At 33.1% G+C, this 21,719-nt stretch carries 17 protein-coding genes and 6 pseudogenes; 18 read left to right on the top strand and 5 right to left on the bottom strand.

Features of this window, described 5'->3' with window-relative positions:
• The first annotated feature begins 1 nt into the window (after position 1).
• From V7S50_RS32330 to V7S50_RS32360, 7 genes are read left to right on the top strand one after another with little or no spacing between them, the layout of a single operon-like run.
• Positions 2-292 (top strand): hypothetical protein, encoded by a 291-nt coding sequence (locus V7S50_RS32330; RefSeq protein ID WP_309260373.1) that lies wholly within the window; start codon positions 2-4, stop codon positions 290-292.
• A 39-nt stretch (positions 293-331) separates the two neighbouring features.
• On the top strand, positions 332-736 hold the full coding sequence (locus V7S50_RS32335; RefSeq protein ID WP_000192353.1) for a TcpE family conjugal transfer membrane protein: 405 nt from the start codon (positions 332-334) through the stop codon (positions 734-736).
• 59 nt (positions 737-795) lie between these two features.
• Positions 796-3,336 carry an ATP-binding protein gene (locus tag V7S50_RS32340; RefSeq protein WP_336376752.1) on the top strand — a complete coding sequence of 847 codons (2,541 nt, stop codon included), beginning with the start codon at positions 796-798 and terminating at the stop codon, positions 3,334-3,336.
• Position 3,337: 1 nt separating this feature from the next.
• Positions 3,338-3,820: a hypothetical protein gene (locus tag V7S50_RS32345; RefSeq protein WP_336376753.1), complete on the top strand. Its 483-nt coding sequence runs from the start codon at positions 3,338-3,340 to the stop codon at positions 3,818-3,820.
• 32 nt (positions 3,821-3,852) lie between these two features.
• Positions 3,853-6,111 (top strand): CD3337/EF1877 family mobilome membrane protein, encoded by a 2,259-nt coding sequence (locus tag V7S50_RS32350; protein ID WP_336376754.1) that lies wholly within the window; start codon positions 3,853-3,855, stop codon positions 6,109-6,111.
• A gap of 27 nt (positions 6,112-6,138) precedes the next feature.
• Positions 6,139-7,350 (top strand): bifunctional lytic transglycosylase/C40 family peptidase, encoded by a 1,212-nt coding sequence (locus V7S50_RS32355; protein ID WP_336376755.1) that lies wholly within the window; start codon positions 6,139-6,141, stop codon positions 7,348-7,350.
• A gap of 10 nt (positions 7,351-7,360) precedes the next feature.
• A complete protein-coding gene (locus V7S50_RS32360) occupies positions 7,361-7,957 on the top strand; it encodes a hypothetical protein (RefSeq protein ID WP_336376756.1) in 597 nt (198 codons plus the stop codon).
• Positions 7,958-8,009: 52 nt separating this feature from the next.
• On the opposite strand, the pseudogene V7S50_RS32365 reads toward V7S50_RS32360, so the two are convergent.
• Positions 8,010-8,174 (bottom strand): annotated as a pseudogene (locus V7S50_RS32365) (IS3 family transposase); the annotation flags it as partial.
• Between the two features lie 836 nt (positions 8,175-9,010).
• On the opposite strand from V7S50_RS32365, the pseudogene V7S50_RS32370 reads away from it, so the two are divergent.
• Positions 9,011-10,706, top strand: a pseudogene (locus V7S50_RS32370) (helix-turn-helix domain-containing protein).
• Between the two features lie 152 nt (positions 10,707-10,858).
• Here V7S50_RS32370 and V7S50_RS32375 read toward each other — a convergent pair.
• Positions 10,859-11,326, bottom strand: coding sequence for an RsfA family transcriptional regulator (locus tag V7S50_RS32375; RefSeq protein WP_242253824.1), 468 nt, complete (start codon positions 11,324-11,326; stop codon positions 10,859-10,861).
• Positions 11,327-11,681: 355 nt separating this feature from the next.
• On the opposite strand from V7S50_RS32375, the gene V7S50_RS32380 reads away from it, so the two are divergent.
• From V7S50_RS32380 to V7S50_RS32400, 5 genes and pseudogenes are all read left to right on the top strand, one after another.
• Positions 11,682-13,322, top strand: coding sequence for a S8 family peptidase (locus V7S50_RS32380; protein ID WP_336376757.1), 1,641 nt, complete (start codon positions 11,682-11,684; stop codon positions 13,320-13,322).
• Between the two features lie 210 nt (positions 13,323-13,532).
• A complete protein-coding gene (locus V7S50_RS32385) occupies positions 13,533-13,880 on the top strand; it encodes a YxeA family protein (RefSeq protein ID WP_336376758.1) in 348 nt (115 codons plus the stop codon).
• A gap of 335 nt (positions 13,881-14,215) precedes the next feature.
• Positions 14,216-14,623: a type VII toxin-antitoxin system MntA family adenylyltransferase antitoxin gene (gene mntA, locus V7S50_RS32390; RefSeq protein ID WP_336376759.1), complete on the top strand. Its 408-nt coding sequence runs from the start codon at positions 14,216-14,218 to the stop codon at positions 14,621-14,623.
• Positions 14,613-15,026 (top strand): type VII toxin-antitoxin system HepT family RNase toxin, encoded by a 414-nt coding sequence (gene hepT / locus V7S50_RS32395; RefSeq protein ID WP_336376760.1) that lies wholly within the window; start codon positions 14,613-14,615, stop codon positions 15,024-15,026. The genes mntA and hepT overlap by 11 nt, the downstream gene beginning before the upstream one ends.
• A gap of 169 nt (positions 15,027-15,195) precedes the next feature.
• Positions 15,196-15,342 (top strand): annotated as a pseudogene (locus tag V7S50_RS32400) (IS3 family transposase); the annotation flags it as partial.
• Positions 15,343-15,409: 67 nt separating this feature from the next.
• Here the strand turns inward: V7S50_RS32400 and V7S50_RS32405 are convergent.
• Positions 15,410-16,045, bottom strand: a complete 636-nt coding sequence (locus V7S50_RS32405) for a hypothetical protein (RefSeq protein ID WP_242253820.1) — start codon at positions 16,043-16,045, stop codon at positions 15,410-15,412.
• A gap of 26 nt (positions 16,046-16,071) precedes the next feature.
• A complete protein-coding gene (locus V7S50_RS32410; RefSeq protein ID WP_242253818.1) occupies positions 16,072-16,884 on the bottom strand; it encodes a papain-like cysteine protease family protein in 813 nt (270 codons plus the stop codon).
• Positions 16,885-17,465: 581 nt separating this feature from the next.
• Here V7S50_RS32410 and V7S50_RS32415 point away from each other — a divergent pair.
• The 4 genes and pseudogenes from V7S50_RS32415 (at position 17,466) to V7S50_RS32425 (ending at position 20,469) form a co-directional block, all read left to right on the top strand.
• Complete coding sequence (locus V7S50_RS32415) at positions 17,466-19,136, top strand: M4 family metallopeptidase (RefSeq protein WP_336376761.1); 1,671 nt, start codon at positions 17,466-17,468, stop codon at positions 19,134-19,136.
• Between the two features lie 230 nt (positions 19,137-19,366).
• Positions 19,367-19,633, top strand: a pseudogene (locus V7S50_RS34215) (PAS domain-containing protein); the annotation flags it as partial.
• On the top strand, positions 19,613-20,107 hold the full coding sequence (locus V7S50_RS34220) for a methyl-accepting chemotaxis protein (RefSeq protein WP_442896555.1): 495 nt from the start codon (positions 19,613-19,615) through the stop codon (positions 20,105-20,107). The pseudogene V7S50_RS34215 and the gene V7S50_RS34220, both read left to right, overlap by 21 nt.
• Before the next feature lie 210 nt (positions 20,108-20,317).
• Positions 20,318-20,469 (top strand): annotated as a pseudogene (locus V7S50_RS32425) (small, acid-soluble spore protein, alpha/beta type).
• Positions 20,470-20,538: 69 nt separating this feature from the next.
• Here the strand turns inward: V7S50_RS32425 and V7S50_RS32430 are convergent.
• Positions 20,539-20,958 (bottom strand): hypothetical protein, encoded by a 420-nt coding sequence (locus V7S50_RS32430; protein WP_000755782.1) that lies wholly within the window; start codon positions 20,956-20,958, stop codon positions 20,539-20,541.
• A gap of 659 nt (positions 20,959-21,617) precedes the next feature.
• Between V7S50_RS32430 and V7S50_RS32435 the strand changes: the two are divergent.
• Positions 21,618-21,719, top strand: a pseudogene (locus V7S50_RS32435) (IS200/IS605 family transposase); the annotation flags it as partial.

The raw sequence follows: 21,719 nt of genomic DNA on the forward strand, positions 1-21,719 counted from the left end.
TATGGAGCTTTTGGGATTAGATATGGTTGCTCAGCAATTACCTGCTATTAAGGATGCAGCAGTCTTAGGCAACATTAATTTTGGGGTAAATGCAAAAAACTGGTTAGTAGCTCAGTTAGGTCCCATTTTTTTAGTTGTAGCAATCATCGGTGTAATAGTTTTACTTGTAAAAAGACAAATGGCTGGTCTAATTGGTTGGTTAGTACTTTGTGCGATTGTATCTGTGTTTGTATTCACTCCAGATGTATTCAAAGACCTTGGAACAAAATTATATAATTTATTATTTAAATGATCATTTGTAAAAAATAGAAATTTTAAGGAGTTGGTATAAGTGACTCAGAAACCGACTCGCAAGGAAGTAAGGACTTACAACTCTATATGGGATATTCCTAAGAGTTTATATGGGATAAGGGATATAACACTCCCTTTCCCTGTACCTTACAGACAGCTGGGGATTTTTGTTGGAACACTATTAATAATAATATTCTTAGAACAGATTTTACCATTAGGAAACAACGTCTTTTTCAAATATCTAATATTACCTGGTGGTATAGCGTACTTCTTTGGAAATGTAGAATTGGATGGAAAAAGTCCACACAAATTTATATATCGATTCTTTGTATTTACATTTGAAAAAAAGAAGTTGAGTCGTTATAAAGATACAACTGGCAATATTGGAAGCTATCAATATAAGACAGTAGTTCGATTTAAGGATGATTCAATTAAGAAAAAGTAATTAATTAATCTATACGGAAGAATTAGTTTAGTCTCATATTCTTCTCTAAGGAGGCACAAATGAATCAGGTTGAATTTCCAGTCAAATATTTTCATGATAATTTGATTTTTAACCAAGATGGTTCTTGCTGGGCGTATTATGAGGCATACGGGATTCCTTATGAATTTAAAGGAGACGATGATAAAAATACGTTGTTTATGCGCCAACTCGGCTTATTTTGGAATTATGAAGAAGAAAAACATCTATTAATGATACCTGTTTATCAGAATTTCAAAGAAAAAGCCGATGAGTTTAAAGAAACAGTAAGCGGTGAACTAAAAGAGCTGGCAATCGATCATACTGATGACGTTGTCCATGAGTTAGAAAGAAAATTTGGTAAAAACGCTGTGGAGTATCGTTACTTTATTGGTGTGAAATTAAAAGTACGACACGTACAAGAAGGACTTAAGGAAATGCTTTATACTGCATTTCATACCTTTAAAAACACTGCAGAACAGTTTGGACTACTTGGTGATACCAAAATATTAAAAACTGATTTGGAGATGTATAAGCGGGAAGCTAGTGCCTTTAGAAACAAAATAAGAAAACATTTAGCCGTGAGAAGTTTAGAAACAAATGAAACACAATGGATTGTATTACGAAACTTCTATCGTACATTAGAGGCACCTGTTACATCAGGATGGACGCCACCGGTAGTTGATGACGATTCTGCAATCTTTCCGAATCAAGAGAGTTTATTACGTTTAACAGAATCAGAAGTAGAGGTTAAAGGAAGACATATAGAAATGTCCCAAATTGGTTCTGATGGATTAGATTATCCAGCATATATGAGTTTCTTATCGGCATCCAAGATTCCATATACAATGGAGTTTCCAGACCAAGAGTGGATGTATATGATCCAAAATATAGATTTCCCAATTGAACTAAGTGTACGCACAGAAAACATTAACCATCGCAAAGCACTATCTAAACTAAATAAAAAGAAAAAAGATTTAGAAGATCAAGAAGCACATGCAAGGGAAAATGCACAGACTGTTGGGTTAAACGTGTATGAAGGTGTTCAAGAAGCTACTGAATTACAAGCCCTTATACAAAAGACGCGTATGCCACTAGTTAAGACATCAGTATCTTTCTGTATATGTGCTGAAGATTTGGATACAATGCGTCGAAATACCAATTCACTCATTTCTATTTATAGAGAGATGATGATTGAACTAGTAAGACCATATGGAGATCAGTTCCTACTGTTTAATGAATTTATCCCTGGAGCTAGAAGATATGTAAATGATTATATACACTTTATGGAGCCTGGAGTTCTGGCGGCCGGTATGTTTGGTGCAACACAAGATTTAGGAGATAACATCGGGTTTTATATTGGAACAACTGGTATTTTAAACAAAGCAGTTTATATGACACCCTCACTTGCAGCAACAAATACCGTTGCAAATCAAAAAACAAGCGCACTTTCAGTTGCAGTAACAGGAAGTACTGGTTCCGGTAAATCATTTGGAACGAACTTAATTGTTTACCTAGCCGTACTTGGAGGAGCTCAAACACTGATAGTTGATCCAAAAGGTGAGAGGGGGAACTGGACAGAAGATTTACACGGTCTAGAAGGTAAAGTAAACGTAATTACACTAGGTACTGATAGACGAGATGAAGGGAAACTAGACCCATTTATCATTCATAAACATAGCCGAAAAGATGCAATTGAGTTAGCAATGACAATTCTTACTTTTATTACAGGTATTAAACCTGATAACTCGGAAAAATTCCCGCGCTTGGCTTCGGCAGTAGAATTCGTAGCAGGAATGGAAGAGCCGTGCTTAACAGCTGTATCTCAATATCTTGAAGATAGTGAGGATAAAGTGGATCAACAATTAGCAGCTCATATTCAAGCATTTGAGAATTTATCATTTGCACACTTAATCTTTGGTGATGGAACAAATAGAGATATTGAACTTGATACAGCAGTAAATATCATACAAATTCAGCATCTTGACATGCCAGATATTCAAAAAGATCCAAAAGATTATACCTTACAAGAAAATTTATCAGTTAGTATGCTGATGTCTCTATCTTCTTTTGCAAGAAAATTCTTTCAAAAGGATCCTACTAAATTCAAAATTGTTCTATTAGATGAAGCATGGGCAATCATGGGAACTTCTCAAGGGCGAGAGTTAGCTCGTAAGCTAGTTCGTGAAGGTCGTGCCTTAAACTCAGCAGTATACTTTGCTACTCAAAGTGCAAGTGACCTTGGAGATGAGACATTTAAGAATAATATTGGTATGAAGTTCTCATTCCGTAACACAGACAGTAAAGAAATTTCTTCAATCTTAGATTTCTTTGGATTACCTGACAATGAAGAAAATCATGCGATTATTACTAATTTAGAAACAGGACAATGTTTATTCCAAGACATTCAAGGAAGAACAGGTGTTGTCACAATGGATGTAGTGTTTAAGGATTTATATGATGCATTCGATACAAGACCAAATGCAAGAAAGAATTATAGAAAGTCAAATGATGATGAAAAGCAGGAAGTTAATGCAACCTTTGTCGAAGAAGGGGGAGAAAAAATAAATGTAGGAGTGAGTTAACATGGTAAAAACTAAACTAAAAAAATTAATGCTATCTAGCCTATGTGCTGGCGCTCTAATTCTGAGCGTGGCATGTGGAAATAGCGAAACAAATGTAGGAGAAGAAAAAGATAAACAGGGGCACACTCCTAGAGAAATGATGTTGGATTTTGTAAAAGCTGACTTACAACATGATAATAAAACAATTAGAAAACTTATCGTCGATGGAGATAAAAATAAAATTTTAGATCCGAATCAAGGGCCACAAAATAATTTATCTTACAAAGACTATACAGTAAAAGAGTATGTGGTAGATAAGGATACAATTATGTATAACTTTATTTCAAAGAAGCCCCCTAAAAATATCGATAAAGCAGTGAAATGGGTAAGAGTAGTTCGTACAGAAGATGGATTCAAAGTTCGAAGTTATTCTGGCCCTCAACGAAATGAAATTGATGAAGTAGCAAATACTAAACCGACAAATGAGTTTAGTTCGAAAGATTAATAGGTTTCCCACAAAAGGGGGAGTAACATGTAATGAAAAAGTTTATTACCCTATTGTTATTAATTTGTACTTTGCTATTAGCATTTAATTTACTTTTTAAAGCTGCTCCAGTATATGCAGAGGAAGAACCCAGACCTTCTCTTATAGACGATATCATTCCAAAGAATAAGGAAAAATTAAAATATGAAGAATACCCTGCAAGTAGCTATGGAATTGACATCTATACACCAGAAGGTGGATTTGGTGAATCTCTTAAGTTTTGGAAATGGGGAGACAAAGTAAAAGAACAAATGGTTGCTGTGTTATTTAGTCTTGTAAGTATTGGATGGACGATTAATCTTGCAGTTAGTACTTTTGTTACAAGTATGGTCGGTCAATCTATGAGTCTCAATATTGTAGCTGATGTAGGAGATAAATTAGGCGATGTAATATCTAAAGCAGCAGGGTTCAATGGTTCTTGGGGTAATGGAATATATAGTGAATTAATTGGACTCATGTTAGCTTTATTAGCTTGCTGGGTTATCTGGGTAGGTTTTGTACAACGACGCCAGTCAGAGATGCTAGGAGGATTTTTAAAGACATTAGGTATTTTAGTTTTCACTTTAGCTTTTTTCGCAAATTCAAGTTATATTATCAAAGGACTGAACACTTTCTCTGAACAAGTAAATAAAACTGTTCTTGATTCCACTCAAAGTATTAGTGGAGCAAGTGAAGGATATTCAAGCGGTGTCGATTCCATTACTGATTTAACACACACTCTATTAATAAAACAACCTTATACATTACTACAGTTTGGTACAACAGATATGAAGAAAATCGGTGATGAAAGAATTAAGAAAATGTTAACAACAACAGGAGCAGATGAAAGGCAAGATCTATTAAAAGAGGAAGTAGAACAGAAGAAAAATACGATATTAACTTTGGACGCTACTTTCGAGCGTGGAGCTTTAGTATTACTACTTTTCTTAATCAACGGACCTTTATGGGTTGTCTTAGGTTTATGTAGTATGGCGATGTTGTTCTACCAATTAATGTTTATCATTGTAGCGCTAATGTCACCAGTAATGTTATTGATGGCTTTAGTACCTGCATGGACTGGGACTGCTAAAAAATTCTTAGCTGAACTGTTTAGAACACTACTTATGAAAGTCGCTATTGGTTTCTTGGTAACATTAATGTTTTGGGTATCGTCGATTCTATTCAGCGCAACCGACAAATATGGATACCTAGTTGTAGCTACATTACAAATACTTTCATTTTTAGGTGTTTGGTTATACCGTAAAACAATTTTCGATGCTATTACTACAGTACCAGCAAGTGCCGGAGCTGCACGCGCATCAGATGCTATGAGTAATATTAGGCAGAAATATCGTGATGTTAGACGTGGATCTAAGACAGTTGGAAGAGGTGTAGCAGTAGCTGGCGCCGCGGGTCTTGCAAGTGCTGCGGTGGCAGGAAAAGTGGGGAAATCAGGCTACAGTAAGTTTAAACAGTTGAAAGAAAACTATGCAGATAGAAAAGAAAAGGTAGCAGATGGTAAACGCAAGGAAAAAGAACAAATGCAAGCAGAAAAAGAAAAAAATATAAATCAAATGAAAAAAGAAGAAAATTTAGGTGTTCGCGATAGAAAAGGAAATCAGGAGCAAGAAAGGGTTAAGGAAGAAGTAGCCGCAACAAAAGAGAACCCGGAATTAGCAGTACGAGGGCAACATCAAGATAATAATCCTGAAATGCAACAGGCAGAACTAAAAGATAAAGAAGAGGATGTAAAAGCGGATGTCCAACCAGTAGCGCAATCAAATGGGGAGCTAAATAATAAAGAAGAAGATGTAAAAGCTCAAGTTAGACCAGTGGCAAATCAAAATAGCAGTGGACTTGAGAATAAGCAAGAGGATGTAAAGGCGGAAGCAAAACCAGGAGCAAAACCAGGAGCAACAATTAAAACACCAACGGGTCAAACAAAGCCAATTACAACACCACAGTCGGGACCAACACCATCGCCAGCGAATCCGGTGGAGGGCAAACCAATCACAACACCACAGTCAGGACCAACACCAACACCAGCGAATCCGATTGAAAGTAAACCAGTTACTACTTCACATGTAAGTACGCCACAAAAACAAGTAGAGGTAAAACCAGTTAATCAACAACAAACAAAAAATGTTCCTAAAGTGAATAATCAGCAACAGGTAAAAGAAGGAGCAGCAATTAAAAAAGTTGAAACGAAAGCACAAACACAACAAGAAGCTTTAAAAAATGTAAAAGCAAAAGAAACGATAAAACCAAAATAATTCAGCTCGTGAGGGAGGGTTTATACATTGAGTGCGGAACCAAATCGCGACTTTGAAAATGAACATCATCCTGAAGCTGAACTAGGGAATGCTAAGCCTGCCTTGAAAAAGGCAGGCCATTCTTTAGGAAAGGCGGCTGGAAAAGGATCCAAAATAGCGGGTAAAGCAGTTGCACAAGTTGGTAAGAAAGTAGCGGTTAAGGTAGCTCAAAAGGCAGCTACAGTTGCAGTTGCGAAGCCATTATTAATAATAGCCGGTGTTATTCTGGCTGTTGTTGCAGGTTTAGGAATAGTCATCTTTTTATTAACTGCTACAATGGGAGAGGATGAAGTCAGTCCCGGGGAAATTGGTGGTCCTTTTACACCAGGTACTGCAAGTGTTAGCCCTGAAGTAATGAGATGGGAGCCATTGGTGAGAAAGTATGCAGCACAACATGGAATTGAAGCAATGACTCCATTAATACTAGCTCTTATTCAACAAGAAAGTTCTGGGACTCAATTGGATGTAATGCAAAGTTCGGAATCACAAGGATATGGTCCAGGATATTTTACAGATCCAGAAGAAAGTATTAAATATGGTTTAATGCATTTTGCTGATTGTCATAAAAAATCCAACGGCGATCCAAATATTACACTACAGTGTTATAACTATGGTACTGGTTATGCAAACTATGCACTTTCTAACGGTGGATATACACACGCGAATGCAAGAGCATTTTCAGCAGAACAGACAGCAAAAACTGGTTATAAATGTGCTTCTTGGCGAAGTGCAGAAGCAGTAGCCAATAATTGGTGTTATGGTGATCCAGACTATGTTCCACATGTATTAAGATATTATCAAGGTGGTAGTGGTGGTGGACCTGTAGCCGGCGGAGATGAATTATTTAAAAAGGTAATGGATGAAGCAATTAAATATCAGGGGTGGCCCTATGTTTGGGCAGGAAGAACTCCACAAACATCATTTGATTGTAGTGGACTCATTCAGTGGGTATATGGGCAGGCCGGTGTTAATCTAAATGGTACTGCAGAAACACAATTTAAAATTACACAGCGAACCAATGATCCACAACCAGGAGATTTAATATTTTTCCAAGGTACCTATAAACCAGGTATTTCACACGTTGGAATTTATGTAGGTAATAATCGTATGTATCATGCGGGAGATCCAATTGGTTACGCAGATTTAAGTAATCCTTATTGGCAACAGCATTTTGCGGGTTATGGTAAGGTGGCAAGATAGGAGGGGTGAAATGAAAAAAACGACAATTTTATTAATCGTATTGCTTATAGGTAGCATAGGATTGAATTTTAAAATAAATGCAGATAATGCCCAACTTAAAGATGAAAAGGCAAAGCTGTCTAAGAAAATACAAAAAGTAGAATCACAATATAAGGATACGGAGAAAGAATTGCAAGCTTTAAAGAGTAATAACCAACAACAGGTAAAGGAAGCAGCTGAGAGATTTTTGAAAGCATTTCGAACATATGATACTGGTAAAGGAGAATCATATCTTACAAATGTTGAAGCGTATATAACTCCAAATGCGAAGAAAGAATTGACACCTCCTGGTGCACCAAATCCACCGGCTTCAAGTACTGCAGAGGAAAAAGATAAGAAAAAGGTAGCTTTTAAATCAGAGTACATTGGTGGCGAGTTGTACTATGCTTTCATAGATACTACCAAAGCAAACGTACTTGCTAAGGTTAAAAGTAAAATGATTATCAATGGTATATCATCTGAAAATATGTCATTGATGCAAATCAATTTAATTTATGATGGAAATAAGAAGTTATGGCTTGTAGATAAGGTTATTCCACTAGCTGATTTAAGGGATCAAATGCCGTAAGTCTGTAATTAAATACGACATAGTAACGTAATAATAAAAAAGCCCTGAAAAATCAAGCACTTAAAAGGTGGTTCCGGTATTCGATTGGAGTCATCTTTTTTAATGTCCACTGATAACGATTATAATTATACTCCTCTATATAATCCTTTATGTTGAGCTCAAGGGATTCAAAGGTTTGACAATCTTTATAATCTAATTCATCTTTCATATGACCAAATGTTGCTTTTAAATACAGTCGCGACGTTAAAAAAAGGTTACGATGTTTTATCCTTTTAATTAAAAAATTCTAAGTGAATTTTAATCAAACTTTTTTATAAAAAAGAATGTTTATTTGAATAGAAAAGACTCCATTTTGATTAATCTTTTTCAAAATGGAGTCTTCTTATCTATCATATAATATGGGTTTGTGGAGCTTTTTTGATTAAACTTTAATTCAAATCAACAACCGCATTGGTTGTTTCCCCATTTAAGCTACGTTGATTTCGTATTATAAATGATTTTCCCATCTTTTTCACCTCCGTTCTACAAATTCAGAAATATATGCCAAAATACTATAAAATATGCCAATTTTGATTATAGCAAAATGAAAAATGTTGAAACATGCTCCTTTAAGAAGAAAAATAGCAACTTGCAACAGCTCACGAACCTATTTGTATCAAGGGATAAGAGAATTTTATGATTTTTTTTGTGTTAAGGATACCGCAAACGTGTTGCAAGTTAAGAAGAAATAGGAAAGAGAAAAAGCAACCATGTTGCAAATTAAGGACTACGGGAAAGCAAAGCGCAAAAGGAATGCAAGTAGAGAAGAAATAGGAAGAGAAAGAGCAACCATGTTGCAAGTTAAGAATTAAGGGAAAGCAAAGCGCAAAAGGAATGCAAGTAAAGAAGAAATATGGAAGAGAAAGAGCAACCATGTTGCAGATTGAGGATTAAGGGAAAGCAAAGCTCAAAATCTTGTAAATATCTGTTACAATAAATTAAATATAATAGTAGTAAGAAATTTTATAATGAAAACTACTTTGTTGTAATCCGTGGTTTAGGGAGGAATATAAAGTGGATAACTTATTACAAATGTTTCGAGATGCATTGCTAATCTCTGAGCCAATTTATAAAAAAATGAACTAGTATGGAATAAGTGGAATGCATACTTTAAAGATGTTGAAAACAATAATAATAAAGTATTAACCTCACCTCATGCTTCTTCATCATATACTGTATTAGTGTCTTGGCTAGAAAAAAAGCAAGAATCCGGTATTACATTAGTACAAATTTATGCGAAAATTGATTCCTATAAGGAAGAAATATATAAAGAAATCGAAGGATTTATAGAAAAAGAATTTCAAGATGTAGCACCTTCAAGTTCCATAGTAGTAGAAAATGATCAAAATATAGATAAGACAAGCATAGTAAACCATGAGGATTATTATGAGGTAAATAACTCTGCTGTCTATTATAAGCTAAGAGATGGGATTGCAAAAAATCAATTTGAAGAAGATGAGTTAAGTAAGGTTTTATAATATCCTATTGAAACTAATTCTTTTAATGGTGTAGCTCAGCTTTCTTCACACAAAGATGAAGATTTAAGACTTACAAATATAGAAGAAGCTGCTCGGTGGAATACCCTTGTCGATGATGTAATGAGTAATATGGATGATTTAACGGCAGATTGTTTAGATGCAATTACAATACAATGGATAAACGAAGCAAAATCTCCAGATGAATTCATTGATTTTTCTTATGAGCAAGTTTTAGAAATGTGTAACATTCCAAAAACAGTAGTCAAAAATAAAGAATACTATAGAGCGGAAGATAAAATTAAAATAGCAAAGGGAGTTGCGGCTTTAGCAAGCATTTTTATCTATTTAAATGATGATAATGAGGTAGTAGTATTAAATGACCGTGATGATGATGGAGAACGTTTAGAATTAAAACGTGAAGTAATCAAAAGGTTATTTGTATTAGATTCAGTTGTATTGTGGAGACATAGTGTTACTAATGAATACATGGGCATTGAGTCTTGTCGTATTAAGCCAGGCAGCTTTTTAACCAATTACTTATACGGATCAAATAATACAACAGCGTTATTGTCTAAAAAAGCACTTGAATACAATAGTTATAGACACAAATATCATAAAAGGTTAATTCGATACTTAACATGGCAATGGAGAATTAACCAAATGTATTAATCATTGAAAAAACCATATTCTATAGGCGGGGACAAAGGGCTGCTAGCAGTAATGGATATTCCAAAAGATTGGAAGCCAAATCGTATTAGAGAACAGTTAGAAAATGTTCTAATGGATTTAGAAAATGAAAAAGTAATTTCTCATTGGGAATATAGTGACCCACTTGATGAACAATAAATTGGGAAACGTAATTGGTTTAAAACTATTATGCTAATTTAGGAATAACGATTTTACCGCCTGAGGAAATGCTGCAATCAATGGATAGGGTAATCGGAAAGAAAAGTATAGAAGGACTTCAAGAACAATTACCTGAAGTAACAGTTGTTAAAGAAGTAAAGAAGACTGTAGAATCAGTCGAACAAATAGAGAAGAAGATCCGTGAACAAATACTGAAAGTACACAATGAAAAAAAAGTAAGCATTCGTGAAATAGCAGATGAAATTAGTATTTCTCCGTCTACATTATCTAGGTTTTGTAATTATAAAACAAAACGTTTATCTAAAAAGGCATTAGAAAAACTAACGAAATGGTGTGAAAGACAAGAAATATTAGAAAAGATGTAATATAGACTAAATATTTCTTTTAAAAATAGTTAAATTAAAAATACACATACATTATGTATGTGTATTTTTAATTATAAGAGACTGAATTGCCTTTATTAATAGCAATTTTGGAGAGTTAAAGTCTTGCAGGAACATCAATCTAGTTATGCTGTTTAATCCACTACAATTAAATTTCTTGTCTTATCGATATGGTTCAGTAACATACGATACTCTTCTTCATACATAGTTAAACGTTGTAGAAGGGATTGATTCTCCGCTTCTAAATCTTCAATTTGATTTTGTAAAACTGTCAATTCATTCACATCTTTATAATTTTGTAGAAAGAGAATAATGTCATCTAATGTAATAGACAAAGAGTTTGTTTCTTTTTCTGGTGGGGAGAGAGGAATGTTGTTTCCCACTTTTCGGTGTTGTTTGGCTTGTTGTATTTCGTCTTGGTATTGTTTTCTCACATATGAATTCCAACGAAATCCACAAGCTGCGGGTGTTCTAGCTAGTAGTTTTGCTACTTCTTTGAATGCAGCTAACTGTGTTCCACCGTTACGAATATACTGAAGTACTGTTGATGCGAGAATTAAATCGTTATCATTAGTCCAAGAATCTTGTCTTGAAATTACCACGTTTTAACCCCCCATATATGTTTTATATTACATATATGCAGTTACTTAAAATGATAGAAGCTCAATCTCTCTTACAATAATTAGGGGTAAGTTTATAGAAGTATCTATGATTTTTAATGCAAAATTACATATAAGGTTGACTATTCACCAAACCTGTAACTATAATAGTTACAGGTTTGTAACTGAATTAATAGATTGGATTGACATGAGCTAGTTCTATTAATGATGTATAAACAAATATTTAAGAATGAATGGAGTTGAAAATATAGACCTACATATAAAATATATTTCTAGAAAGAAATTAGGTAATATACATTTTTTTATAATTACATATTAATAAAAAGAGGTGCGCGTTTTGAAAATTTTTAAGGGAATTCTAGTTTCTTCAATTGCATTAACAGCATTTAATGGAGTAGGTGGTATACTTCCAAGTGAAAAATCAGAAGTTGCCTACGCAGCTACTTACAATTATTCAAATAAGCAATTGAATTCTACTGTACATAAGCAAGCTACTAAACAATTAATTTTAAAATTTAAAAATGAAGCGAATTTACCATATCAGGATGGAATAGAAAAATTCATTAAAGAAGAAAAACAAGATCCTGAATTCATTGGAATTTTAGCTGAATATCCAAATGTAACTATAAATCGACTTTTTAATTCTTTAAATCCTAAAGAAATTAAAAATCTAGGTAAAGAAATAAAAGATTCTGATCATATTTCTTCTAATTTGCTAAACTACTATATTGTAGAAACTCAAGATGGTATTGATGTACAAGCGTTACTTACAAAAATTGAGAAATCATCTCTTGTTGAAACGGCGTATTTACAGGAAGAAGAGGCGTCACCAGAAGAGCGTTTACCAAATTTATCTGTTAACCCATATGATGAGCCTAGACTTACAAGACAAGGTTATCTTGAACCAGCACCATTAGGAATTAATGCACCTTATGCCTGGAGCATAAAAGGTGGGGATGGAAAAGGGACTACATTCGTAGATATGGAGTATGGGTGGTTATTTAGTCATGAGGATTTAGTGAATCAAAAGATTGAATTGATATCTGGACAGAATAAAAGCGAGCACCATGATCATGGTACTTCAGTCTTAGGAATTGTTTCGGCAGAGGATAATAACATAGGCGGAATTGGAATCGCACCCAAAGCTAAGGTAAAGGTTGTATCTCAAATTAGGGATAACGGAAATTATAATACAGCTGATGCTATTTTAAGTGCGGTTAACAATATGCAAGCTGGAGATATTCTTTTACTAGAGGCACAAGCAACTTACGATGGATATGGAGATAAGAACTATCTTCCTGTAGAAGTAAAACCGGATATATTTGATGCAATTCGTCTGGGAGCAAATAAAGGAATTATTATTATTGAAGCAGGTGCAAACGGCGGAAACGATTTAGATCAATTCAGAGACCGTAATGGTAAACAAGTTTTAAATCGTAATAGTCCTGATTTTAAAGATTCAGGGGCAATTATGGTTGGAGCAGCTTCTGCAAGGGTTCCTCATAAACGTTCATATTTCTCTAATTACGGTAGTAGAGTAGATGTGTATGGATGGGGGAATGCAGTTGATACTACAGATGCTAAACCAAGTAAATTTACAACAAATCTATATACATCTAGTTTTGCTGGAACATCTAGTGCATCGCCTATTATTGCTGGTGCTGCTGCATCAATTCAAGGAATTGCAAAAAATAATCAGGGAAAAGTATATACACCAAGCCAGCTTAGGGATATTTTAAGTGACCCTAATACTGGAACGAAATCTAACGATCCAATCTCTGATAAAATTGGTGTTTTACCTGACTTAAAAGCCATTTTATCTAAACTTGGTTTTTCACCAAACTTAGGTAATGATTCTTCCATTGTATTTCCTGAAGAGCAAGAAATAAATAAAGGAAATCAAGGTTCTACTATTACGTTCCCGAAAGAGGATTCCGATAATAGTGAAGGGAACTCTAATTTCATTTTCCCAGAATAATAAAAATACCTCTTATTTAGAATGAGGTAAAATAGTTTACTCAATAAGAACAAAGGATATGGATTCAATAGAAATACGAATTCATATCCTTTTAATTTTATGCTGTTTTTACTACCTTACAAAAACGTAATGTTAGCGTAATGGAAATGAATGTTGGCAGCAAATAGATTAGGATATAATTTTTGTGAGAAAAGATATGAGGTGAGTAATATGAAACGAATAGTGCTTATGTGTAGTGTTTTTGTGATGTTTACTGTGTTGTTATCGGGGTGTAATTTAAATCGTCTTGGTACAGATACATATTATGTGCAAATTACCAAAGATGGTGAAAAATTAAAAGAGAAAAATGTAAATGGGGATACGACTTACCAATATAAATTACCTGGATTTGATAAGGATGGTAAAGAGAAAGAAATGGAGTTTACAGCGTTAAAAAACCTTCGTAAAGAAGCATTTTTACATATATATTACTCTGAGAAAAAAGGTGTGAAATCTTGGGAAGAGATTAAGAAAGACGAACTCCCTACAAAAGTAAAAGAAAAATTAAAGGTGGATTAATATATAAGTCTTTGTTAGAGTAATATACCCTCAAATTATTAGAATTTATATTAAAATAGGCTAAAGTTCTTCAGAGTTATAAAAGTAAAAGGCTGACATACGCTGTCAGCCTTTTGCTCTTGCAAGAAGAAAATATAAAAGGCATTTAACAGGCGAAGTGTTGGATTATAAACAATTATTATAGTTCAAGGCTACAACATACCTACCCCCTGAACTATAATAATTTTAGGTCAGAAATAAGCTTCTAGTTTTGTGTAAGTATTTGTAGTAGTTTAAAGGATTGATGATTGGTTATGATATAATAAAATTCAAGTATACTAAGGGGGATTAATGAGATGATTTTTCGAAGCATGATAACAGCTATTATAGAAAAATTACAAGAGACGGTGAATCCCTATTGGATAATTGTGTTTGGATCAACGGCTGAGAACAGAGAACGAGAAGATAGTGATATTGATATAGCTTATTTAAGTGACACAACTTTAGGGAACTATGAACGTTTTTTATTAGCACAGGAGTTAGCTAACATTGTTCATAGAGATGTTGATTTAGTTGATTTATCCGAAGCTTCTACAGTTTTTCAAGCTCAGATTATACATACAGGAAAGACAATATTTTGTTCGGATGAAAAACGTAAGGTCATTTTTGAAATGAAGACCTTAAAAATGTATTCAAAATTAAATGAAGAACGACAGATAGTATTTGATGATATAAAGAAAAGAGGTTCTATATATGAAGAATGAGGTTATTTTAAATAAAATTTCTACAATAGAACGTTGTATAAAAAGAATTCAAGATGTGTATGGAAATGACCCTGAAAATTTAGAGGACTTTACAAAACAAGATTCAATAATATTGAACATACAAAGAGCTTGTGAAGCGAGTATTGATTTAGCGATGCATATTGTTGCAGGGGAAAAATTAGGACTACCCCAATCTAGTCGAGAGGCCTTTGACTTATTGGTTACAGCAGGATTACTTAACGCTGATCTAGCAAATAAGTTAAAAGCAATGGTTGGATTTCGTAATATTGCTGTTCATGATTATCAAAGTGTAAATTTAGATATTGTTCGTCAAATTATTGAAAAACATTTAACTGATTTTAAACTATTTACGAAAGAAGTAATGGGGATATTGGAATTTTAGGCAAAAGAACAGAATAATAGGGCTGAGAAAGAAAGTAATTCTATGATTCCCAAACCAGCTATTGAAACAATTACTTAATTTCGTAAGAAGAAACGCGGTCATAAGATGAATTTGTTTATGTTGTAGCGAGGCTTTGCATGAGATGTGTGTAGTTAATAGTAGGAACAATATCCACATAAAAACTTATACCTCTTTCACCAAGCTAAAACAAGAAATTAAAGCTTATATGAAATACTATAGTCAGCATAGGTATCAGTGGAATTTAAAGAAGATGATTCCTGTTGAATACAGAAATCATCTTCTTACGACTGCCTAACTTTTTTAAAATGTCCTTTACAAAGGGGACGGATTACCAAAAGAGGCCCCTTCTTCCTTCATTAATCTTATTGTTGAGACAAGAGAATTCTTTCCTTCATTTTTAAAATAATTTCATCAGGATTAATTTTTTTTGCTGATGGAACTCCTAAAATAAAAGAAGCACCTTCACTCGCATATACTTCTTCTCCATTTTCGTGAGAAACAACAAATAATCCTTGTCCTTCAAATTCAATATATATAATTTTTTTGATTTGTTTTACGTTTGTTTGTATAGACCTATAGATTTCATATAAATCCTTACTACGTTTTTCTCCCCCCATACGTATAGGCTCTTGTTCATTTGTGAAAATTAATCCCTCTGGGTTGTTTTTATTTAAAATAAACCATAATTTTTCATCTGTAGGCAATAAATATTCGGATAGTTTTTGGGAGTCATTATTTATAATATTTTGTTGTTGTATTTCATAGACATGGAAAAAAAATGTGGATATTTCTAAAGGTGAGTTAGATGTAAAATTATGATTTTGATAAAGTTGCTTCCCATCTTTTAATAGGGTGCTTTTACTATTTTGATAATCTTTTAATGCTATCTTTTCAGGTGGCTCTTTAGAATTATCCGTTGCTTGAGCAATTTTATTCATACTTATTAATGCAATACTTAAAAATAAGCCTAAAATTATAGTTCTCAGTATCTTTTTCATAAACTTATGTCCCTCCTTATTTTCATTTAATATCCTCTACTAATGCCTTGAACTGTTTCATTCCACCAAAATCTATCGTTATTTTTAAATGATTCAAAGTTATGTTGATAATGATCTCCATACCAAGGATCCATATAGGTAATATAGTTCATATTATTCATACCTTTAAAATAACCATCTAACACAAGAAAATGACCAATATTCCCTCCATTTTTCCAATTAATTAGTGTAATCATTGGTTTATTACTATTAATTTGGCTTCTAAACTCATCATAAGAAAGAGTTCCTCTATTAATTGTTGAAGTTAAACCAAAATAAATAAGGCCATTTTGTATTTCTCTAGAAGTAGCTGGATAATTGTATAAGCCTCCCTTTACATATCCTACAAATTGTTGTTGTGTAGTTGGTTGCCCAAAATAGTTTAAAACAGATACTGAAGTACCTGCCCAACACCAATTAGACTGCTGTTGTTTAATGTTAGGAACATTTAATTTAATAGTTGTTATGGAATTAGGTGGATTTCCATTTATAAATGCCGAAGCAACATATACTTTTTTACCGTTTTTAAAAAAATAAAACCAGCGATTATCTATACTTCCAGTCCAATAATCTTTTAAACTTTCTCCATATTCCCAGCCATTGAAATAAACGGTTTGATTTCCTTGAAGAACATCTATTATATTTCCGTTTGAATTTTTATTATCACGCACATTTACCCCGATAGGGGCAGTTAAACCTGAAAACTCAACTTCCTCGGCAAACACATCATTGACATTAGAAAAGTTCCATACAGATAAAATGAATGCAACTATAATTAAAATTCTTTGTGCAAGCTTCATCTTCTCACATCCTCATATGGTATGTTTAAAACACTATTAAAACGAAAAATTAAGTTACTTAACTTTTTAAAATTTCAAGTACACACTACTTTTTTATAACTCATGATGTAACGCCCCTTTCATTTTATTTCTATACTATTTTAATTTATTCTAATATCCGCATAATCCCTCTTGAAATTCTAATATGTAATAAATATGACACAATTAAAATTTGGTTCTGGAATGCTCCCTAGCTAGCAAATAGGAGCATAAAATGTGAGACAGGTAGTCAAATATGGCTGTTATAAGAAAATAGTAGATAGAAAAGGAATCAATCAATAATAAATCATAAAAATACCCCTAGAGAAATCTGCAGGCGTTTTTTATAGATGAAGTCTTCAAAAACATACCTTTAACTCATTTTTTAGAAATCTACCTTCCGTTCATTAGTTCCAATATTCTGAGTTTGTTTTAGAAATAGACACTACTTTATTTATATAAATATGCAATTATTCATATTTATATAAATATTTTAAAAGTAATTGTATATTTAAGTTTGTAATTATACTTTTTATTTTACTTATATTGAAGGGGGAAGATGTATGAAAAAAACTGTTATTACATTACTTGCTGCAGGAACAATGGTAGGTGCGCCTTTTTCAACTGCGTTTGCAGAAGAACAAGCATCTCAAAAAGAAGTAATGGATAAAATGGAAGTGCAACAAAAGAATTGGAATGAGGAACAAGGAAGTCCATCATTTCTTTCAGGTGAATTATCTGATAAGAAGGTAGAAACTCAAAAAGCAGTGAAAGAGTTTTTAGAAGAAAATAAAGAACTATTTAAGGTAAATCCACAGACGGATCTAATACTGAAAGAAGTAAAATCTGATGATTTAGGTATGAAACATTATATTTATACAAGGTCTGTAAATAAAGTGCCAGTTGATGGTGCACAATTTATTGTTCATACAGATAAAGAGGGCAAGGTAACAACAGTAAATGGAGATGTTCATCCAGCTGCTGCAGAAAGTCTGAAAGGTAATACAAAAGCAAAAATTACAAAAGAAACAGCCCTTTCAAATGCTTGGAAACATATTAAACTTACAAAAAATGATACCTTAATAAAAGTAGATGGAAATACATTAGACCAAGTAAAAGAAAGCTTAGAATCTACAAATGAAAAAGCAGATGTAGTTGTATATGAAAAAGACGGAAAGTATTATCTAACGTTTAAGGTGCAACTGCAATTTATTAAACCTTACGGAGCAAACTGGCAAATCTATGTGAATGCAGAAGATGGATCAATCATAGATTCATATAATGCAGTTACAGACGCAGATAGCCCTCAAAAAGGTTATGGATATGGAGTATTAGGCGATCGGAAAGAACTGAATACAACCTTTGATAGTGTAAAGAGGAAATACTATTTAAAAGACACAACAAAGCCTATGAATGGAGGCTATATTGAAACATTTACAGTAAATCATAGTGATGCAGATTATCCAGTTAACTATCGTCTTCTGGATGATGATAATGCTTGGATAAATAAAGATCAAGGACCTGCGGTCGATGCTCATTATAATGCTGGAAAAGTCTATGACTACTATAAAAATATTCACAATCGTAACAGTATTGATGGAAAAGGGAAAACAATTCGTTCTGGTGTGAATTATGGAGTGGATGTAAACAATGCATTTTGGAATGGACAGCAAATGATTTATGGAGATGGTGACGGACGTGAATTTATTCCGCTTTCTGGTTCTCTTGATGTTGTCGCACATGAATTAACTCATGCTGTCACACAGTATTCAGCTGATCTTCGTTACGTAAATCAATCAGGCGCATTAAATGAATCGTTCTCTGATGTATTTGGATATTTTGTTGATCCTGCAAACTGGGATTTAGGAGAAACTGTGTATACGCCTGGTATTTCTGGAGATGCACTTCGTAGTTTATCAAATCCCGAAAAATATGGACAACCTTCTCATATGAGAGATTATCAATATCTTCCAGCAACTGAAGAAGGCGATAACGGTGGAGTACATATTAATAGTGGTATTCCGAATAAGGCCGCATATCTGACAATCAATGCTATTGGTAAAGAGAAAGCAGAAAAGATCTATTATCGTGCATTAACAACTTATTTAACACCAACAAGTGATTTTAAACAAGCTCGTACAGCTTTATTACAATCTGCAGCTGATTATGATGGCTATGGTAGTGCAGCATATAAAGCAGTAGAAGATGCTTGGAATCAAGTGGGCGTAAAGTAACTTAAAATCCGTTTATAATATTTTTATGCTTTTGAAATTTAAATCATAAAAGGACCTATTTCTTGTCATATACAAGTAGGTCCTTTTATAGTTTTATTTATATTTATAAATCATTATAATAAGTATAATGGATAAAAAGGGAGAGTCTTATTATGAATATTTCATCAAGTGGAAGCACTCAGGTATTAGATCAAACAATGATTTTGGTAGGACTGGAATCCAATCTAGCAATGATAGAATTTAACTTAGATACAGAGGTAATTTGGGTAAATGATCACTTTGCGCAAGCTTTGGGTTATACAATCAGTGAAATGAAGAACATGGTACATAAACAATTTTGTCCCTATAATTTTGTAAATAGTAGTGAATATAATCAGTTATGGGAGAATTTAAAAAAGGGAATTAAGTTTCAAAAGAAAATTCAGAGAGTTGGTAAAAAAGGCAATTTAACTTGGTTTGAGGCTACCTATATTCCAATTAAAAATGAACAAGGAGTAGTAGATGCTGTACTAAAAATTGCAACGGATATTACAAATCGTGAAAATCAAACGAGAGAAGTTGTTTCACATTTAAAGAATTTATCTATAGATTTAGGAAGTAAGGTAGACATTAATTCTAAGGAAAATATGAAAGCGTTACAATCTTTAAAAGAACAGATTAATTTAGTAAGTGAAATCGCTCAAATGATTAAGGACATTTCTTCCCAAACTAATATTTTATCTTTAAATGCAGCAATTGAAGCGGCAAGAGTAGGAGAACATGGACGTGGATTTGCAGTAGTAGCAGAAGAGGTAAGAAGATTGGCCAGTAATGTTGATGGTGCAATAAAAAAAATAAATTTAAATGTAGAGAGTATCACAAATGGTGTAACTATTGTTAGGAATGTGACTGAAAAATTGCAAAGAGAAGTGATTAATAATCAAACTGAAATTAGTAATACAATGGAAAAGTTCGAAAATATTGTTGGGTAAATGTAATTATAAATAACGATCTTTTGAAGTTAAGTTATAAATTCTATATAAAAAAGAAAGCCATGTCTTATATGCCTTTCAAGTGATTACTATTTTCTAAAGAGGGATGAAAGCTTAGGTATATATATAATGGCTAAATAAATAATTTTTTTGCATATTTTGTTGGTAATAGAGCATGATATTACCAAATTCAACGGAGGTGTTTAAAAAATGCAAATTCGCGAAAATAATAATTCAAACGAAATTTTAATAGCAGCTGCAGCAAGTGCAATTGAACAAATGGTTCAGTAGGTGGAGAAATTACAAAACGTTTAGTTCGTATGGCGCAAGAGCAGTTATCTGGTCAATATAAAATTCACTAAAGTTAAAGGTATATCCCATTCAAGGGATATACCTTTTTAATTTGCTTTTAAAGAGGGCTGTTCAATTTTTTATTGTTGGTTCAGTTTAGACACTGCAAATTTAGCTGTGAAATTCATTTTCTTCATGTAAGAAGAATTTACTCCTGCTTGAAATTGAACGGAAATATTACCATCTTTTTGTGCTTTGAAGACGCGACCGTATGGTGAATTAGCATTGTATGTGCCAATTACTTGATTATCTGCATCAAAGACTGTATAAGAAATTGGGAACCCGGAATTTTGTACAAAGACTGTAAGCTCTTCCCCTTTATTAAGATTAAATGATTCTTTTTGAGAAACTTCATAGGAACTCATAGAGTAATATTTTGTAACTTCTTGAATATCTAAATTTGTAGTTGCCGCACTCGCTTTAGGTGCCTCTGCTCCTGGTAAGTTCATACCTGATAGTACTGCAATTCCTAATGCCCCTGCTAAAATAACTTTTTTCATAATGCTAGTTCCTCCTTTAATATACTGTGAGATTTGAAACCGGAGTGAAAATATCACTTCTTGAAACCATTATAGTTACAACGAGAATGATTTTCAATGAGATTTGATATGTAATTCTGCATACATAAGATTTCGATATACGGTAATCTATCTGAATTTTAAAGTATTCTTAAAGAAGGAGATGACAAATCTTCAAAACTATGAATAGGACGGTAACTGTTTTTGCATGTGTTGGTCCCATAAGTAAATATTTGGTTGGCTTTATTTTTTTGTATTTTATGTAAATAAGCATTCAAATATTGATAAAGTTGTATTATTTGGAATTGTTAAACAAAAATGAGAAGTTATATGCTATAATAAAGCTGCAATAAGGTTCAGCATCCTAATCTTATTGTGTATATTTAACCTATGTATGTCGTTTGTATAAAAAATAAGAAGTCTCTCAAAAAGAGGCTTCTTATTTTTTATAAGGGGGGATTACAGCCTTTCCCGAACGAGAAAGCCCCTCGCCTTTAGGCATGGGATGAAAGTGAGGTTGGATAAGGAGTGCTACTAAAAATCGCAAGGTTTGTGGCACTCTAAGTATCCAAAATGTTGGTATCTTTTATTTTTTTATCTTTCGTGTTGCAGTTTTATAATCTAACTGACACAATGCAAACGTGATGAATGATTATAGAAGAACCCAAACAACCGTGTCATTAATTAACTATCATTTTGTGTTTTGCCCACGATACAGAAGAAAGATTTTTCTTAATACAAAA

The sequence above is a fragment of the Bacillus sp. CCNWLW194 genome, from assembly GCF_037120585.1.
In the GTDB taxonomy this organism is placed as follows: domain Bacteria; phylum Bacillota; class Bacilli; order Bacillales; family Bacillaceae_G; genus Bacillus_A; species Bacillus_A basilensis.

Bases quoted from the DNA above. Each gene is read 5' to 3' on its own strand.
- V7S50_RS32330 (WP_309260373.1), top strand. From the start codon at position 2: ATGGAGCTTTTGGGATTAGATATGGTTGCTCAGCAATTACCTGCTATT.
- V7S50_RS32340 (WP_336376752.1), top strand. From the start codon at position 796: ATGAATCAGGTTGAATTTCCAGTCAAATATTTTCATGATAATTTGATT.
- V7S50_RS32345 (WP_336376753.1), top strand. From the start codon at position 3,338: ATGGTAAAAACTAAACTAAAAAAATTAATGCTATCTAGCCTATGTGCT.
- V7S50_RS32350 (WP_336376754.1), top strand. From the start codon at position 3,853: ATGAAAAAGTTTATTACCCTATTGTTATTAATTTGTACTTTGCTATTA.
- V7S50_RS32360 (WP_336376756.1), top strand. From the start codon at position 7,361: ATGAAAAAAACGACAATTTTATTAATCGTATTGCTTATAGGTAGCATA.
- V7S50_RS32385 (WP_336376758.1), top strand. From the start codon at position 13,533: ATGAAACGAATAGTGCTTATGTGTAGTGTTTTTGTGATGTTTACTGTG.
- mntA (WP_336376759.1), top strand. From the start codon at position 14,216: ATGATTTTTCGAAGCATGATAACAGCTATTATAGAAAAATTACAAGAG.
- hepT (WP_336376760.1), top strand. From the start codon at position 14,613: ATGAAGAATGAGGTTATTTTAAATAAAATTTCTACAATAGAACGTTGT.
- V7S50_RS32405 (WP_242253820.1), bottom strand. From the start codon at position 16,045: ATGAAAAAGATACTGAGAACTATAATTTTAGGCTTATTTTTAAGTATT.
- V7S50_RS32410 (WP_242253818.1), bottom strand. From the start codon at position 16,884: ATGAAGCTTGCACAAAGAATTTTAATTATAGTTGCATTCATTTTATCT.
- V7S50_RS32415 (WP_336376761.1), top strand. From the start codon at position 17,466: ATGAAAAAAACTGTTATTACATTACTTGCTGCAGGAACAATGGTAGGT.
- V7S50_RS32430 (WP_000755782.1), bottom strand. From the start codon at position 20,958: ATGAAAAAAGTTATTTTAGCAGGGGCATTAGGAATTGCAGTACTATCA.